This window comes from Streptomyces sp. NBC_01463 (assembly GCA_036227345.1).
In the GTDB taxonomy this organism is placed as follows: Bacteria; Actinomycetota; Actinomycetes; order Streptomycetales; family Streptomycetaceae; genus Streptomyces.
The window spans coordinates 2,077,514-2,093,431 of record CP109468.1 but is presented as its reverse complement, the minus strand read 5'-3'; the positions used below and the strand labels follow the sequence as shown (position 1 = coordinate 2,093,431).

9 protein-coding genes and 3 pseudogenes are annotated in these 15,918 nt (G+C 69.2%); 5 read left to right on the top strand and 7 right to left on the bottom strand.

Features of this window, described 5'->3' with window-relative positions:
* Positions 1-23 precede the first annotated feature (23 nt).
* A complete protein-coding gene (gene yicI / locus OG521_09105) occupies positions 24-2,279 on the top strand; it encodes an alpha-xylosidase (GenBank protein WUW20938.1) in 2,256 nt (751 codons plus the stop codon).
* A gap of 114 nt (positions 2,280-2,393) precedes the next feature.
* Here yicI and OG521_09100 read toward each other — a convergent pair whose 3' ends face one another.
* A complete protein-coding gene (locus tag OG521_09100) occupies positions 2,394-3,305 on the bottom strand; it encodes an aldo/keto reductase (protein ID WUW20937.1) in 912 nt (303 codons plus the stop codon).
* Between the two features lie 59 nt (positions 3,306-3,364).
* Here OG521_09100 and OG521_09095 point away from each other — a divergent pair, with 59 nt between their 5' ends.
* From OG521_09095 to OG521_09085, 3 genes and pseudogenes are all read left to right on the top strand, one after another.
* A complete protein-coding gene (locus OG521_09095) occupies positions 3,365-3,730 on the top strand; it encodes a MerR family transcriptional regulator (protein WUW20936.1) in 366 nt (121 codons plus the stop codon).
* An 88-nt stretch (positions 3,731-3,818) separates the two neighbouring features.
* Positions 3,819-4,058: pseudogene (locus tag OG521_09090) on the top strand (phosphotransferase).
* Between the two features lie 127 nt (positions 4,059-4,185).
* A complete protein-coding gene (locus tag OG521_09085; protein ID WUW20935.1) occupies positions 4,186-4,827 on the top strand; it encodes a histidine phosphatase family protein in 642 nt (213 codons plus the stop codon).
* A gap of 16 nt (positions 4,828-4,843) precedes the next feature.
* Here OG521_09085 and OG521_09080 read toward each other — a convergent pair whose 3' ends face one another.
* From OG521_09080 to OG521_09055, 6 genes and pseudogenes are all read right to left on the bottom strand, one after another.
* Positions 4,844-6,331, bottom strand: coding sequence for a hypothetical protein (locus OG521_09080; protein ID WUW20934.1), 1,488 nt, complete (start codon positions 6,329-6,331; stop codon positions 4,844-4,846).
* A gap of 29 nt (positions 6,332-6,360) precedes the next feature.
* Entirely contained in the window at positions 6,361-6,570 is a 210-nt protein-coding gene (locus OG521_09075; GenBank protein WUW20933.1) for a DUF397 domain-containing protein, read from the bottom strand.
* Positions 6,567-7,400 (bottom strand): helix-turn-helix transcriptional regulator, encoded by an 834-nt coding sequence (locus tag OG521_09070; protein ID WUW20932.1) that lies wholly within the window; start codon positions 7,398-7,400, stop codon positions 6,567-6,569. The genes OG521_09075 and OG521_09070 overlap by 4 nt, the downstream gene beginning before the upstream one ends.
* Positions 7,401-7,544: 144 nt before the next feature.
* Positions 7,545-8,849 (bottom strand): annotated as a pseudogene (locus OG521_09065) (glycoside hydrolase family 18 protein).
* A gap of 81 nt (positions 8,850-8,930) precedes the next feature.
* A pseudogene (locus tag OG521_09060) lies at positions 8,931-9,797 on the bottom strand (carbohydrate binding domain-containing protein).
* A 320-nt stretch (positions 9,798-10,117) separates the two neighbouring features.
* Positions 10,118-13,963 carry a GH92 family glycosyl hydrolase gene (locus OG521_09055; protein WUW20931.1) on the bottom strand — a complete coding sequence of 1,282 codons (3,846 nt, stop codon included), beginning with the start codon at positions 13,961-13,963 and terminating at the stop codon, positions 10,118-10,120.
* A 499-nt stretch (positions 13,964-14,462) separates the two neighbouring features.
* Here OG521_09055 and ngcE point away from each other — a divergent pair, with 499 nt between their 5' ends.
* Positions 14,463-15,908, top strand: a complete 1,446-nt coding sequence (gene ngcE / locus OG521_09050) for an N-acetylglucosamine/diacetylchitobiose ABC transporter substrate-binding protein (GenBank protein WUW20930.1) — start codon at positions 14,463-14,465, stop codon at positions 15,906-15,908.
* Positions 15,909-15,918: the final 10 nt, after the last annotated feature.

The window sequence follows — 15,918 nt, the reverse complement described above, 5'->3', positions numbered from 1 at the left end:
CCACCGGCTAAGGAAGACCCCCCATGAAGTTCACCGACGGCTTCTGGCAGATGCGAGACGGTGTGCACGCCTCGTACGCCACCGAGATCCGCGACCTCCGCCTCGACGCCGACCGCCTCACCGCCCACGCGGCCGTCAAGCGCGTCACGCGGCGCGGGGACACCCTGAACGCCCCCCTGATCACGGTGGAGGCCTACGCCCCCGCCGAAGGCGTCATCGGTGTCCGCGTCACCCACCTCGCCGGCAGGCGCCGCCCCGGCCCGGACTTCGCCCTTCCCGGCGCCACCGCGGACGCCCCGGCCGCCACCCGCGACGACGGCCCCACCGCCGAACTCACCAGCGGCCCCCTCACCCTCCGGCTCCCCACCGAGGGCGACTTCGGCCTGGAGTTCCTGGGCGCGGACGGCCGCCTGCTGACCGCCGCCGGCCGCAAGGGCACCGCCTTCGCCACGGTCGCGGACGGCGGCCACCACATGCTGGCGCAGCTCTCGATCGGCGTCGGCGAGACGATCCACGGCCTCGGCGAGCGGTTCACGCCGTACGTCAAGAACGGCCAGGTCGTCGACATGTGGCAGGCCGACGGCGGCACCAGCAGCGAACAGGCCTACAAGAACGTTCCGTTCTACCTCTCCTCGCGCGGCTACGGCGTCTTCGTCAACCACCCCGGCAAGGTCTCCTTCGAGGTCGGCTCCGAGGCCGTCGGCCAGGTGCAGTTCAGCGTCGAGGACCAGGTCCTGGAGTACTTCGTCGTCGCGGGCCCCACGCCCAAGGACGTCCTCACCCGCTACACCGCCCTCACCGGCCGCCCGGCCCTGCCGCCGGCCTGGTCCTTCGGCCTCTGGCTGACCACCTCGTTCACCACCGACTACGACGAGGCGACCGTCACCTCGTTCGTCGACGGCATGGCCGAGCGCGGCATCCCGCTCTCCGTCTTCCACTTCGACTGCTTCTGGATGCGCGAGTACCAGTGGTGCGACTTCGAGTGGGACCCGGACACCTTCCCCGACCCGGTCGGGATGCTCGCCCGGCTCAAGGACAAGGGCCTGAAGATCTGCGTCTGGATCAACCCGTACATCGCGCAGAAGAGCGCCCTGTACGCGGAGGGCGCGGAGAAGGGCTACTTCGTCCGCACCCCCGAGGGCGACATCTGGCAGTGGGACAAGTGGCAGGCCGGCATGGCGCTGGTCGACTTCACCGACCCCGAGGCCACGGCCTGGTTCCAGGGCAAACTGAAGACCCTCCTCGACCAGGGCGTCGACGGCTTCAAGACGGACTTCGGCGAGCGCATCCCCACCGACGTCGTCTGGCACGACGGCTCCGACCCGGAGCGGATGCACAACTACTACACGCACCTGTACAACAAGGCCGTCTTCGACATCCTGGAGAAGGAGCGCGGCCAGGGCGAGGCGGTCCTCTTCGCCCGCTCCGCCACCGCCGGCGGCCAGCAGTTCCCCGTCCACTGGGGCGGCGACTGCTGGTCCTCCTTCGAGGCGATGGCCGAGTCCCTGCGGGGCGGCCTCTCCCTCTCGCTGTCCGGCTTCGGCTTCTGGAGCCATGACATCGGCGGCTTCGAGGGCACCCCCGACCCGGCGGTCTTCAAGCGCTGGCTCGCCTTCGGCCTGCTCTCCTCGCACAGCCGGCTGCACGGCTCCTCGTCCTACCGGGTGCCGTGGGAGTTCGGCGACGAGGCGGTCGCGGTCGCCCGGCAGTTCACCGAGCTGAAGCACCGCCTGATGCCGTACCTGTACGGCGCGGCCGTCGAGGCCCACCGCACCGGCGTCCCCACCATGCGCCCGATGCTGCTGGAGTTCCCCGACGACCCGGCGACCCGCACGGTGGACCGCCAGTACCTCCTCGGCCCCGACCTGCTGGTGGCCCCGGTCTTCAGCGAGGACGGCCAGGTCGAGTACTACGTCCCCGAGGGCACCTGGACCCACTTCCTGACCGGCGAGACGGTCACCGGCCCCGCCTGGCACCACGGCACCCACGGCTTCGACAGCCTGCCGCTCCTGGTCCGTCCCGGCGCGGTCCTGCCGCTCGGCGCGGACGCCTCCCGCCCCGACGGCGACTGGACGCAGGACCTTCAGCTGCGCGTGTACGCCCCCGAGGGCCTCGGCGACTTCACCCGCACGGTGACGGTCCCCGACCTCACGGGCGCCCCCGCCGCCACGTACGAACTGGTCCGCGAGGGCGGCACGCTCCGCGTCACGGCGGACACGGTCCGGCCGTACGAGATCGTGGTCGTCGGCGACGCGACGCTGGAGGTCGTCAAGGGCTGAGAACGGGACCGGCCCCTTCGTTCGCTGCGCCGGGTGCGCAGGGGCGGAGGGGTCGTCCGCGGGGTGCGCGGAGGCGTACCGCGGAGTCCCGCTGCTCCGTCCGGGCGGCGCCGTTCACGCGGTGCCGTCCTCGGCGCCGAGCGCGGAGAGCCGGGCGAACTGGTCGTCGGAGAGCCGTAGTCGCAGAGCGGCCAGGTTCTCTTCGAGGTGTCGCGGCGAGGAGGTGCCCGGGATCGGTACCAGGGTCGGCGAGCGGTGCAGCAGCCAGGCCAGGGCGGTCTGGGCGGGCGTTGCGCCCAGTTCGCCCGCCACAGCGGCCACCGGGCTCTGCGGGCCTGCGTGGCCGCCCATGGCGACAGGGAAGAACGGCAGGAAGGCGATGCCGAGTTCGGCGGTGAGGTCGACCACCGCATCGTAGTGCCGGGCGGTCAGGTTGTAGAGGTTGTTCACCGCGGCGATCGGAGTGATGGCCACGGCCTCGCGCAACTGCCCGGCGGAGACCTCGGAGAGCCCGATGTGCCGGACCTTGCCCTCGTCCTGCAACTGCCTCAGCGCGCCCAGCTGGTCGGCCAACGGGTACGCCGGGTCGATGCGGTGCAGCTGGAGCAGATCGATGCGCTCCACCCGCAGCCGGCGCAGGCTCAGTTCGGCCTGCTGGCGCAGGTACGCGGGGTGACCCAGAGGCACCCACTCGGCGGGTCCCGGCCGCACCACGCCGACCTTGGTGGCGACGGCCACCCCGTCGTACGGGTGCAGGGCCTCGGCGATCAGCTCCTCGCCCGCGCCCAGGGCGTATGCGTCGGCGGTGTCGATCAGGTCGACGCCCTGCTCAACTGCCCGGCGAAGCTGCGCAATTGCTGCGGGCCGGTCGGTGGGGGCCCGCCAGATGGCGGCGGCTGCGGGGTCGGAGCCGGGGGTTGCGGGTCCGTCGGCCAGACGCATGGCGCCGTAGCCGATCCGGCGGACGGTCAGGTCGCCGCCCAGGTCGAAGGTGGTCCTGATGGTGGTGGGGCTCTCGTTCGTCATGGCTGCGACGCTACGATCTGACACCGATGTGAGATTCAAGTAGGTGTGAGGGGGGTCACATGAAGATCGGGGATCTCGCCCGGGAGACCGGGGTCAGCCCGCGGCTGCTGCGCTACTACGAGGAGCAGGGACTGCTCGCCTCCGAGCGTCCATCCGGGGGGCACCGCAGATACGGTCCGGACGCGCCGGAGACCGTACGCCGGATCCGCCACCTGCTGGCGGCCGGCCTGCCGACGGCGGTGATCCGCGAGGTGCTGCCCTGCGTGGAGGGCACGGGGCCGGACGACGCACCTGCGCTCGCCGCCTGCACCTGGGACTACTTGCGCGGGCAGCTGGCCGGCGTGAACGAGCGGATCACCGACCTGGAGCGCAGCCGTGCCTCGCTGGTCGCCCTGCTGGACCTCAGCGAGCGCACGGCGGTCTGATTTCCCGCACTGGTCCGGCCTCCCCGTCGAGCGCGTCGGTGCCGCCGGTACCGCCAACGCGATGTACCGGCTCGGCGCGGACCTGGTCGGCCTGGGCGGCGCCGCCGTCGACCTGATCGCAGCCCGGTACGTGCTGCCCGCCGGGGCCCGCGACACCTTCCGGGCCGCGGCGGAGGCGGACGACGCCGCTTGGGCACGGGGCATCGGCTGGGCGCTGTCGATCGCCCTGATGGAGCTCCAGTACTACCGGGAGACCAACGCGTTCATGGCGGACACCGCGCGGCACGTCATCGCGGAGATCCTCGCCGAACAGCGGCAGCGCGCGTAGCCGCATCCGGGCACTCCCGGGCGCGCCCGCCCGCCTCGTCACGGCAAGGAATGCGATCGTGGACCAGCGGGTTCGCACCATCGACAGCACGTGAGTGGTAACAGCACTGAGAGCGGATGGCCTTGACATGGGCGAGTTGATCCTGATCCGGCACGGCGAGACCGAATGGTCCCGCAACGGACAGCACACGAGCCACACCGACCTGCCCCTGACGCCCCTCGGCGAACGACAGGCCCGGGCCCTCGCACCGCTGCTCGCCGACCGGCACATCGCGCTCACCCTGGTCAGCCCGTCGGTACGGGCCCGGCGCACCGCCGAGCTCGCGGGTCTCGTCGCGCCCCGCATCACCCCCGAGCTGCGCGAGTGGGACTACGGCGGCTACGAGGGCATCACCACCCACGACATCCACCTCACCCGCCCCGACTGGAACCTCTGGACCGACGGCGTCACGGCCGGCCCCGACGCGCACCCGGGCGAGACCCCGGCGGAGGTCGGCGAACGGGCCGACCGGGTGCTGGCCGAGGTCCGGGAAGCCGCCGGACGTGCCGGTGACGAGGACATCGTGCTCGTCGCGCACTCCCACTTCCTGCGCGTCCTGACCGCCCGATACCTCGGTCTCACCCCGGCGGAGGGAACGCTCTTCCAGCTTGCGACCGGGGCCGTGTCCCGGCTCGGCCGGGAGCACGGCCAGCCGGTCATCACGGCGTGGAACGTGACCCTGCCGGAGAGCCTGTTCCCGACCGCCGTCCCGGACACCCCGCAGCCCTGAGGGGGCTCGCCGGACGTCAGCTCGCGTCGGCGAGCTCGTCCTCCTCGTACAGGCCCGCCAGGTCGCGGATGGTCTCCTCGGCTACCGCCGCCGCGAACCGCGGGCAGGTCCAGGACTCCGCGCTGCGGGAGTCCTCGCCCGGCGGGAACTCCTCCGGGGCCCAGAAGTGCGCCATGCCGGCGCGGAACTCCGCGCGCCGCACCACCGGATGTTCGTCGCCGTGCGGGCACTCGGCAGGCAGCGGCGCCGCGGCGACGGCGCGCATGGTGGCCAGGACGCCCCGGACGACGGAGAGCGGAGGACTCGGGTAGGAGATCTTCATCGCCTGGTGGGCCACGAGCAGCAGTACGGTGCGATCCCGGTCGTCGGCGGACTCCCCGTGACGACGGGCCGCCCACAGACCCAGATCGTCGGCGTACTCCTCGTTCCAGCTCTTGTGGTCCGTCCGCTCCACGAGCTTCCCGATGTCCAGCCGGCCGTCCGCACGCAGGTACTCGGCGTCGGCGTGCGAGGTGTCCCGCTCTCCGAAGAGCTCGTCGCGCCGCTTGCGCAGCACAGCCAGTGTTTCGTCCGCGACCTCCGCCATGCGGACCGGACACACCACCGCGTCGATCGGGGCGTTCCGGCCCGACGCGATGCGGCCGCGTTCGTAGATCTCCCGTCCGCCGGCACTGCTCAGCATGATGCCGAGCTCCGCGGCGTTCGGCGCGCTGCCCGGCAGGGCCGGGTGCCCGTCGTGGGCGCAGTGTGGGTCGGTGAAGTGGGGCAGCGCCTCCTCCACCGCCCGTACCAGGTGGTCGAGTACGGACTTCGCACGCACCATGCCGGAGACCGCGTACCAGGTCACGGCCCTGACCACCATCAGACGCCCGGCACGGTCCGCCGGGGCCGCAGAGGACAGCTCCGACGCCTGGCCGCTGATCTCGTCGTTGATGTCGGTCCACGGCTTCGGGTACCCGTGCAGCAGCGCCGACAGCGTACTGATGCTGTCCTTCGCCTCCAACGGCAGACGGGGCGGTATGCCCGTGGCCGATCCGGGGTGGACGATGTCCAGAGCGATCCGCGCGAATCCGGCCGCGTTGCGCGGGCAACGCCACTCGTCCCGAGGACGCTCCTCGTTCCAGTCCGCCGTCTCGTCGGCGAGTGCCGGCAGCAGCCCGGCGAGGTCCTCGTCCGCCGCGTCTTCGTGGCTTTCGTAGGGATGCGAGCTGTGCGGGCAACTGCGGTCCCGCAGAGCCCTGTCAGCCGCCTCCAGCGCCGTCACAGCCTGCTGTGCGACGCCTGCACTCGGCAGCCAGGTGAGGTAGGGGGCCATCATGACCAGCCCGATCGCCCACGCATAGGCCGAATCGCCACCGGGCTCGGCGGCGAGATCGGCGGCGCAGTCGAGCACCGTCCGGTCGTAGGCGCTGTTGTTGGATGCGTCGTAGTTCTCGCGTATGTCGTCCCAGATCTCGCTGAGTTCGTCGAGCATCATGTCGTCCATATCCGTCACGAACTTCATGACGCGCGACGGGCTCGGGGGAGTTCCCGTCAGAGCGAGCCATTGCCGAGGGCCGCGACAAAGGGCGCCCAGTGGCTCGTCGCGAAGGTGATCGCCGGCCCCCCGGGGCCCGTCTTGCTGTCGCGTACGGGGACGATGCCGGGGAGGTTGTCGGCGATCTCGACGCACTCGCCGCCGTCGCCATTGCTGTACGACGACGTGCGCCAGACGGCGGTGCTCAGGTCGGGTGTGGTGCTCATGACGTCGCGAACTCCTTCGCCGCCGAGGCGATCCGGTCAAGGGACGCCTCCGGCGACAGCGCGGCAGCCCTGGCCAGATCGTATGCGGTGCTGTACTGCTCCACCAGCAGCGGTTCTTCGACGAGTTGGCCGCTGTAGGCGCCCTCCGTATACACGACTGCGGGCGCCTCGGTGAACTGCATCAGCGTCATTGACGCGTGCAGGAAGGGGTGCGCTCCGGCGGAGAACGGGAGCACCTGCGTGACGATGCGCGGGCGGGAGGCCGTTTGCTCAGCGAGGTGGGCGAGCTGCTCGGCCATCACGGTGTTCCCCCCTACCGGCAGAAGCAGAGCTGCTTCGTGAATGACCAACCAAAGCACGGGCGCGGTGGGTGAGTCGAGAAGGCTTGTGCGTTCCATGCGTGTCCGCACATGACCCTCGATGACGTCCTGAGGGGCGAACGGGTGGGACGCGCGGGTGAGCGCCCGCGCATACGACTCGGTCTGCAACAGGCCGAGTACAAGCATCGAGGCATAGCTTCCGATGGAAGAGGCCTGGAACTGGAGCTCAGCCGCGTCCGCGAAGTACCCCGCCACCTTCGACGTCCGTGCCAGAAGACACAGCCGCTGAAGATGCTCACCGCTCCCCAGCAACTCGTCCAGCGTGCGCGACAGTTCCAGCTGGGGCCGTCGTTCCCCTGCTTCGAACAGCCCGATGTACGTACCGGAACAGAACGCCCGCGACCCCAACTCGCTCTGCGACATACCGGCCGCCTCGCGCAGCCGCCGCAGCTCGGCGCCGTAGAAGGCGCGGGGATTGGTGTACGGGTCCAGATCCTTCGGCTGAGGCATGAGCAGAATGTAGCGACGGCCCGGCCTGCCCTGCCCTCGAACGGCCCGGACCCACCCCCACGGGTGACGGACAGAAAGCGGCAGCGGCCCGTGGGCCGCCCGGGATCGCCGGGCGGCCCACGGCCTCGGGACGGGCGGACCTCAGCCGAGGCTGTCGGTCATCGCGTTGAGCAGCGTGCCCGAAGCGTCGTCGTTCTCCAGGGAGAAGGCGAACATCCCGGCGAGCCCCTTGCTCTTGGCGTAGGCGGCGCGTGCCTTGATGGCCTGGGGTGTGTCACCGGTCCAGAAGTTGGTTCCGTCGTAGATCCAGGAGCTCTCGGTGACCGGGTCCCAGTGCGTCTGGGCCTCCGTGGGGTGGAGCTCCTTCCAGGCGGCGAGTCCGGATTCCTGGCTCAGCGGTTTCGCGGCGGTGGGGCCGGTGGCGCTCTGGTAGAGGCCGTAGTTCGGGCCGGCCGGCACGCCCGTCCAGCCGCGCCAGTAGAAGGGGACGCCGAGCACCAGCTTGGACGCGGGGAAGCCGCCGACGATGCCGTACTCCGGGAGCCCGTCGGTGTATGCGGTGACGGCCGTGTCGAGGTTGTACTTCGCGGTGCCGGGCTCCACCGGGGTGGCCGGGTCGCCGGGGCTGTCGTGCAGCGGGTCCTGGTGGTTGGTGGGCCCGGTGGCGTCCCAGGCGCCGTGCATGTCGTAGGTCATCACGTCGGCGTAGTCCAGGTAGTCGCCGATCCTGTCGGTCTCCAGGAACGCGATCTTGTCCTGGCCGCTGGGAAGGGCGGCGGTGAGCAGGAACCGCTTGCCGAGGGTGGCGCCGTACGCGTCGAGCTGGGTGCGGAACTCCTTGAGCAGCAGGGTGAAGTTGGCCTTGTCCGCGGGGGAGTAGTGGTTTCCGGTGTGGCCTCCGGCCGATCCCGGGTACTCCCAGTCGATGTCGATGCCGTCGAAGATTCCCGCGGCCGACGCGGCGCCGCCGGACGGGTCACCCGAGATGTTCTTCGGAAGGTTGCCCTTCATGAACATGTCGATGCAGGAGGAGACGTACGCCGCGCGGGACGCGGGGGTGGCCGCGGCGTCGGAGAAGTACTTGGAGTAGGTCCAGCCGCCCAGCGACACGGTCAGCCGCAGGTTCGGGTACTTCGCCTTGAGCGCGCGCAACTGGTTGAAGTTGCCCTTCAGCGGCTGCTCGTAGACATCCGCGGTGCCGTCCACGCTGTCCGTGGCGGAGACGTCGGCCTGGTAGTCGGCATAGGCGTCACCGGCGCCGTCACCCGCGTTCGGGTTGTCCTCGTTGCCGGCGTCGGAGGCCTTGATCGCCTCGAAGCACTTGTGGGTCGTGGGGTGGACGTTCTCGAACGCGTAGGTGACCACGTCGAGTCCGGCGGCGGCGCCGCTGGTTCCTATCTGCTTCGGGTAGTACGCGTTCTCGTAGATCCCCCACTGGTCGAAGTAGGCGGAGGAGTACGGCTTTGTCGCGGGCGCCGCCCCGGTGGTGACGGTGACCGCCGCGGACTGGGCCGAGGCGTGACCGCCGCTGTATCCCTGCACGGTGAACGTGTAGGTGTGCTGAGGCAGCAGCGAACTCACGGCGACTGTGGTCCCCATGGAAGTGGCCACGAGCTGGTTCTGCGCCCACACCTTGTACGACGCCACGCTGCCGTTCTGCGAGGAGACCGTGGACGGGTTCCACTTCAGTACGGCCGCGTTGCCGGTGACCTCGGTCGAGGCGAACCCGGTGGGGGTGCTGACCTTGCCGTCACCCACGGGCCCGTTCGGGGGTGTGGTCGGCGGCGGTGTGGTGGGCGGTGTGGTCGGAGGTGTCGTGGGTGGCGTGGTGGGGGGTGTCGTGGGGCCGCCGGTGGGGCCGGTCAGGCTCAGGTCGTCCGCACGGTACGTGCCCTGCCCGTACCAGCCGTGGGTGAAGACGGTCACCGACGTCGTGTTCGCGCCGGTCTTGAACGTCGTGGACAACTGCTTCCACGACGGGGCGGAGGGCTCCCAGGCGCTCGCGTTGACGCCGGTGCCGGTGGCGCCGAGGTAGACGTACGAGCCCTGGACCCAGCCGGCCAGGGTGTAGGACGTGTTCGGCTGCACGGCCACGGTCTGGCTGCACTGTCCGGTGTCGGAAGCGGTGGTGGTGCCCGCCAGCGCGCCCGTGCCGCTGTGTGCGGCGGCGGAGACCGTCGAGCCGGTCGTACAGGTCCACCCGCTCAGGGATCCGGACTCGAATCCGGCGTTGGTGAGCAGCTCCGAGTCCGCGGCGGAGGCGTGCCCAGGGACGGCCGCGAGAGCCGCCCCCGAGGCGACGAGTACGGCGGCAACGGCCAAGGCGCCGTTGCGTCTTGCTCGTGCTGCCGGACCGCGGACCTTCGGGGCCCCTGAGCCGACCGTGCTTGCGGGCATGGTTCTACCTCCGTGGGTGCGGGGAGCCGGTGCGCCCGATATCTCCCCGCGTGACGTCGCGGACGCCGGGACGGCGCCGCGACGTCTCCGAGCGGCGGGCCGGATCTCGGAAGCGCTTTAAGTGTTCATGCCATGTGGTGCTACACCCGCGAGATTGGACTGGACCAATGTGCCGGGTCAAGGGCGCGCCCCGAATTGGGGAAAACTTGGTGTAGACCAATTTCGGGATCAACAGCCTGGGCAACACGCCGTCGGGGGCGGAACCGCCCGCGTGTGCGGGCGGTCCGCCCCCGACGGGACCGGACGTACGGCTCAGCCGGTCAGGAGATCAGCTCCACCTCCGCGAGCGTCGACGCACCGCTGAGCACCAGCCGGTAGTGCGCGTACGAGCCGCGCGTGTCCACCGTGAAGGCCCTCGTCTGCTTGTCCCAGGCGAACGACTGGCCGGACCGCTTGTCGAGGTCCTTCCAGGACGTGCCGTCCGACGATCCCTGCAGCACCCAGCCGGTCGGGGCCTTGGCCGCCGCGCCCGAGGTCAGCGTGTACTGGACCGCGTCGGTCGCCGAGGGGACCGGCAGGTCCACCGTGGTGGCCTCGGCCGTGGTGGCGGAGGTGTTGTCGAACAGCGCGCCCTCGCCCTTCAGTACGTCCTTCCTCGGCGACGGAACCTTGTCGTCCTTGGTGATCGAGACCGGGGCGGCGTCCTTGCCGGTTCCCCAGGCGGACGGCTTGGAGCCCATGTCGAAGTCCAGCACGCCGCCCTTGGCCAGCAGGTCGTGCGGCAGCGAGGTGGAGGTCCACTTCTTGCCGTTGACCTTCAGGCCCTGGACGTAGATGTTCTTGGCGCTGTTCTTCGGCGCCCTGACGACCAGGTCGTGGCCGTTCTCCAGGTGCACCGTGGTCTTCGTGAACAGCGGGGAGCCGATCGCGTACTCGCCACTGCCCATGACCAGCGGGTAGAACCCGAGCGAGGAGAAGAGGAACCAGGCCGACTGCTCGCCGTTGTCCTCGTCGCCGTGGTAGCCCTGGCCGATCTCGCTGCCCGTGTACAGGCGGCTCAGGACCTCGCGGACCTTCTCCTGCGTCTTGTAGGGCTGCGACGCCGCGTCGTACATGTACGTGACGTGGTGCGCGACCTGATTGCTGTGGCCGTACTGGCCCATCCGCACGTCCCGGGCCTCCGTCATCTCGTGGATGACGCCGCCGTAGCTGCCGACGAACTCCGGGCCCGCCGTCTCGGGGGTGGAGAAGTACGTGTCCAGCTTCTTCGCCAGACCGTCCCGGCCGCCGTACAGGTTGGCCAGGCCCTTGCTGTCCTGCGGGGCGGTGAAGGCGTAGCCCCAGCCGTTGGTCTCCGTGTAGTCGTAGCCCCAGACGCGGGGGTCGTACTGGTCGGAGGGCAGGCGCCAGTCGCCCTTGGGGTCCTTGCCCTGGAAGAAGCCCGCCTTGTCGTCGAACAGCTCGACGTAGCTCCGGGCCCGGTTCATGAAGTACTCGGACTCGTCCTTGTAGCGCTGCTTGTGCGTCTTCTTGTAGAGCGCCTGGCCCATCTGCGCGATGCCGTAGTCGTTGACGTAGCCCTCCATCGACCAGGACATGCCCTCGTGGGTCGAGGTGTCGGCGTACCCGACGAACGGAGACGTCTCCATGCCCTTGCGGCCGACGCCCGAGGACGGGGGTACGACCGTGGCGTTCTTCAGGGCCGCGTCGTACGCCGCCTCCGCGTCGAACTTCACGCCCTTGACGTACGCGTCGGCGAACGCGACGTCCGAGGAGGTGCCGGTCATCAGGTCCGAGTAACCCGGCGAGGACCAGCGGGAGATCCAGCCGCCGTCCTTGTACTGCTGGACGAAGCCGTCGACCATCTCGCCGGCCTTCTTCGGGGTGAGGAAGGAGTACGCCGGCCACGTCGTCCGGTAGGTGTCCCAGAAGCCGTTGTTGACGTACACCTTGCCGTCCACGATCTTCGCGCCGGTGTGCGTCGGGGTGTCCGAGCCGACCTGCGGGGAGAACGGGGAGGCGTACTTGTCCTTGCCGCCGACCTTCTCGAAGCCCGAGTTCGGGTAGAGGTACAGCCGGTACATGCTGGAGTACAGCGTGGTCAGCTGGTCGGCGGTCGCGCCCTCGACCTCGACCTTGCCCAGCAGGTCGTCCCAGGCGTCCTGGGCCTTGTCCTCGACCCGGCCGAAGGAGCGCGAGGCGGGGATCTCGGCGGCCAGGTTCTGCTTCGCCTGGTCGATGCTGATCAGCGAGGTGGCGAGGCGCAGGTTGACGGTGCGGTCCTTGCCCGCGTCGAAGCGCAGGTAGCCGGTCACGTCGTCACCGCCGCCGCCGGAGAGCTTGCCGCTGCCGGTGACGGGAGCGTCGAAGACGCCGTAGACGAAGAGCCGGGTGGCGCCCGTCGAGCCGCCGCTCTTCACGTCGGAGAACCCGGTGAAGGAGCTGGTCTCCGGGTCGAGGGTGAGCCCGCCGTCGTTGGAGACGTTGTCGAAGACCATGCTCGCGTCCTTGCCCGGATACGTGAACCGCATCCGCGCCGCGTGGTCGGCCGGCGTCATCTCGGCCTTGAGGCCGTTCTCGAACGTCACCCCGTAGTAGTGGGGCCTCGCCGTCTCGTTCTCGTGCTTGAACGGCAGCGCGCGGGCCTCGCGGGAGGCGTCCGGGGTGCCGGAGGCCGCCGACGGCATCAGCTGGAAGGTCTGCCGGTCGCCCATCCAGGGGCTCGGCTCGTGACTGGCGCTGAAGGCCTGCAGAGTGGGCAGGTTGTCGTCGTTGTTGCCGCGCGCGTAGTCGTACAGCCAGCTGGTCGATCCGGCGTTGGTGACCGGGGTCCAGAAGTTGAAGCCGTTGGGGACGGCGGTGGCGGGGAAGTTGTTGCCCCGGGAGAAGCCGCCGCTGGAGTTGGTGCCGCGGACGGTCGAGGCGTAGTCCGAGAGGTGCTTCTTGCGCTTCTCGGGCGCCTTCGGGGCGATCTTGACGTCGTCGATCCAGCCCTGGAACTTCGACGGGCCCTTGGGGGAGTCGTAGGCGACCAGGATCCGGTCCACGGTCCTGCCCGCCGCCACGGAGCCGATCGACGCGTCGACCTTGTTCCACTGGTTGACGTACAGCCGCTTGGCGTCGGCCTGGCCCCCGGGGGTCAGCAGCCCGCCGTTGGAGTCGGTGGCGCGCAGGTCGCTCAGGTACGTGCCGTCCGTGAACGCCAGGTCCACCGCGATGTGCGTGGCCGGGTAGGAGAGGTCCGTCTCGCCCATCTGGGGGTAGACCAGGTAGGAAAGTTCGGTGTCCTTGGTGACGGCCGTGTTGACGTCGAAGATCTTGTTGTACGAGTACGCCCGGCCGTCGGCCTTGTGCGTGCCCGCGTACCGCAGCGCCTTCTTGCCGGTGAAGCCCGCGCCGGCCTTGGCCGTGGGGGAGCCGGACGGGCCGCGGTCGATCTGGCTGCGCATGTCGTCGGGGGCCGGGGCGGAGGTGTCCCCGTCGGAGAACTGGACGTCGGCGAGCTGGGTCGCGTCGTCGGCGCCGTTGTTCTTCGTGATGTTCAGGCGGAAGTGCTGGTAGGCCTTGTCCGACGTGAAGTCGTACGACTTGGTCTGGAAGCGCTCGCTGAACGTCTGGCCGGTCCGGGAGTCCAGGTCCGTCCAGCTCTTGCCGTCCTCGGAGCCCTGGAGGGTCCAGTCCTTGGGGTCCCGCTCGTCGTGGTCGTCGGCCGAGGTCAGCGCGTACGTCACGACCTTGACCGGCTCGACGAGATCGAACTCGGCCCAGGCGGTGGGCTCGAACGAAAGCCACTTCGTACCGGATTCGCCGTCGACGAGGTTTTCCTTCACCTCACCGCCGCCGGCGTTCTCGTCGCTGGCGCGGACATCTGTGACCTTGTCGGTGACATTGCCCGGTATTCCTGCGGAGAAGCCGCCATCGATACCCGATGTCCGCTTCTTTCCGTCAGGGCCTTCTTCGACGGTATTGCGCCAGTCCGGCTGCTTCTCGTCCGCTTCGAACGAGGAGCTGAACGTCCGGTCTCCGGCGGGCTTCTGGCTTTTCTCTCCGGCTCCGGCCGACTGGGCGGCGGCCGCGGTGGGGGCTGTCACGAGCAGGACGAGTGAGGCCGCGATCAGCGCGGCCGTACTGCTTTGTCTCTTGCGAGATCCGTGTCGGGGCTGCATGCCGAGCCATTCCTCCCGAGGAAGTGCGCTTGGACAACGTTGTCAGAGGGGGGCGCAAGAACCAGTAGGGAGCGAAGTGGCGGTTGGTGTCAAGGGTGTTGGATCAGGGCCGGCGTTCGAATCGACCGGAATGCGGAAATCGTTACATCCGACGGAGGGCGCACGGTGCCGAGGTATCCGCGAGGTCTCAACTCGGGAAAGACTGCCGCCCAAACCTGCATTCGATCTTGCTCAGTTGGCGGCAAGTGGACTATACCTGTCGGCGTCTGCACAGCTTCTTTCCAACTGTGCGGCAAGGGGAGACTCGGGGGCAGGACAAGAGGACGCCGCAGGTGCGCCCACGGTCCGGTCTCCCTGGGCCCCCCACTGCAATGGCTAGCCTGAAATCTGTACCACCCAAGCGCAACTGACCGCGGTGGCGGGGCCCTTCGCCTGAGGCGAATATCGACGGGCGACCGGTACACACCGCCTGAGTCCTGGAGAAGGCGAGGACTTGAGCATGGGATCCACCTCCGCCCACAAGAATGAGGGCCTTGGCCGTCGCGATGTGATCAAGCGGTCTGCCGCACTCGGTCTGATCACCGTCCCGACGATGAGCTTCCTGTCCGCCTGCGCGAGCAGTGACAGCGGCAGCGACGACTCGGTCAAGAAGGGCAAGACCAGCGCGAAGAACCCGCTGGGCGTCAACGAGACGGCCGCGCTCGACGTGGTCATCTTCGACGGCGGCTTCGGCCAGCAGTACGCGATCGACGCGGAGAAGAAGTACACCGCGGCGTTCCCGAAGGCCAAGGTCAAGCACACCGCGACGCAGAAGATCCAGTCGCAGCTGCAGCCGCGCTTCAACGGCGGCACCCCGCCGGACCTGATCGACAACTCGGGTGCCGAGCAGATGGACATGGGTGTCCTCGTCGGCAAGAAGCAGCTGCTCGACCTGACGCCGCTGATGGACGCCCCGTCCATCGACGACCCGAGCAAGAAGGTGCGCGACACCCTGCGCCCGGGCGTCCTGGAGATGGGCCAGTTCGACGGCGACCCGGTCTGGATCATGTACTACGCGTACACCGTGTACGGCGTCTGGTACTCGCAGACCGCGCTGGACAACCTGGACGCCCAGTACCCCGAGAACTGGGACGACATGCTCGCCCTCTGCGCCAAGGCGAAGAAGAAGGGCATCGCCGGCTGGACGTACCCGGGCAAGTACCCGTACTACCTGCCGTTCTCGCTCTACCCGTTCATCGCCAAGATCGGCGGCCGGGAGGTTCTCGACAAGATCGACAACCTGGAGCCGAACGCCTGGAAGGACCCCGCCGTCAAGGCGGCGTTCGAGGCGTACTACGAGCTGTTCCAGAAGGGGTACATCCTCAAGGGCACCCCGGGCCTGACCCACATCCAGTCGCAGACCGAGTGGACCAAGGGCAAGGCGCTCTTCATCCCGAACGGTTCGTGGGTGGAGAACGAGGCGGCGCCGACCACGCCCAAGGACTTCAAGATGATGGTCGCGGCCCCCTCCGGTCTGGACGCGTCCGACAAGATGCCGTTCGGCACCATCTGGGCGTCCGGCGGCGAGCCCTTCGTCGTCCCGGCCAAGGCGAAGAACAAGGAGGGCGGAATGGAGCAGCTGCGCATCATGCTCTCCGAGGAGTCCTCCAAGAACTTCACCAAGCAGGTCAAGTCCCTCAGCGCCTTCAACGGCGGCACCGACGGCCTGACCCTCTCCACGGCCATGCAGGCCGGTGTCGACGCGCTGAAGAAGGCCGGCGACAACGTGGTGAACCCCCGTCTGCAGGACTGGTACGTGAAGCTCCAGAAGGAGCAGATCGGCACGGCGGGCATCGGCGAGATGATGGCCGGACGCCTGACCCCGGCCGAGGCGATCAAGAAGATCCAGGGCTACGCGGACGCCGCGGCCAAGGACCAGTCCATCAAGCACTACAAGCACCAGTGAGTAACCGTCA

Excerpts from the sequence above, each read along its gene's own strand:
- yicI (WUW20938.1), top strand. The coding sequence starts at position 24 with ATGAAGTTCACCGACGGCTTCTGGCAGATGCGAGACGGTGTGCACGCC.
- OG521_09080 (WUW20934.1), bottom strand. The coding sequence starts at position 6,331 with ATGAAGTTCGTGACGGATATGGACGACATGATGCTCGACGAACTCAGC.
- OG521_09055 (WUW20931.1), bottom strand. The coding sequence starts at position 13,963 with ATGCAGCCCCGACACGGATCTCGCAAGAGACAAAGCAGTACGGCCGCG.
- OG521_09085 (WUW20935.1), top strand. The coding sequence starts at position 4,186 with ATGGGCGAGTTGATCCTGATCCGGCACGGCGAGACCGAATGGTCCCGC.
- OG521_09075 (WUW20933.1), bottom strand. The coding sequence starts at position 6,570 with ATGAGCACCACACCCGACCTGAGCACCGCCGTCTGGCGCACGTCGTCG.
- ngcE (WUW20930.1), top strand. The coding sequence starts at position 14,463 with ATGGGATCCACCTCCGCCCACAAGAATGAGGGCCTTGGCCGTCGCGAT.
- OG521_09095 (WUW20936.1), top strand. The coding sequence starts at position 3,365 with ATGAAGATCGGGGATCTCGCCCGGGAGACCGGGGTCAGCCCGCGGCTG.
- OG521_09070 (WUW20932.1), bottom strand. The coding sequence starts at position 7,400 with ATGCCTCAGCCGAAGGATCTGGACCCGTACACCAATCCCCGCGCCTTC.
- OG521_09100 (WUW20937.1), bottom strand. The coding sequence starts at position 3,305 with ATGACGAACGAGAGCCCCACCACCATCAGGACCACCTTCGACCTGGGC.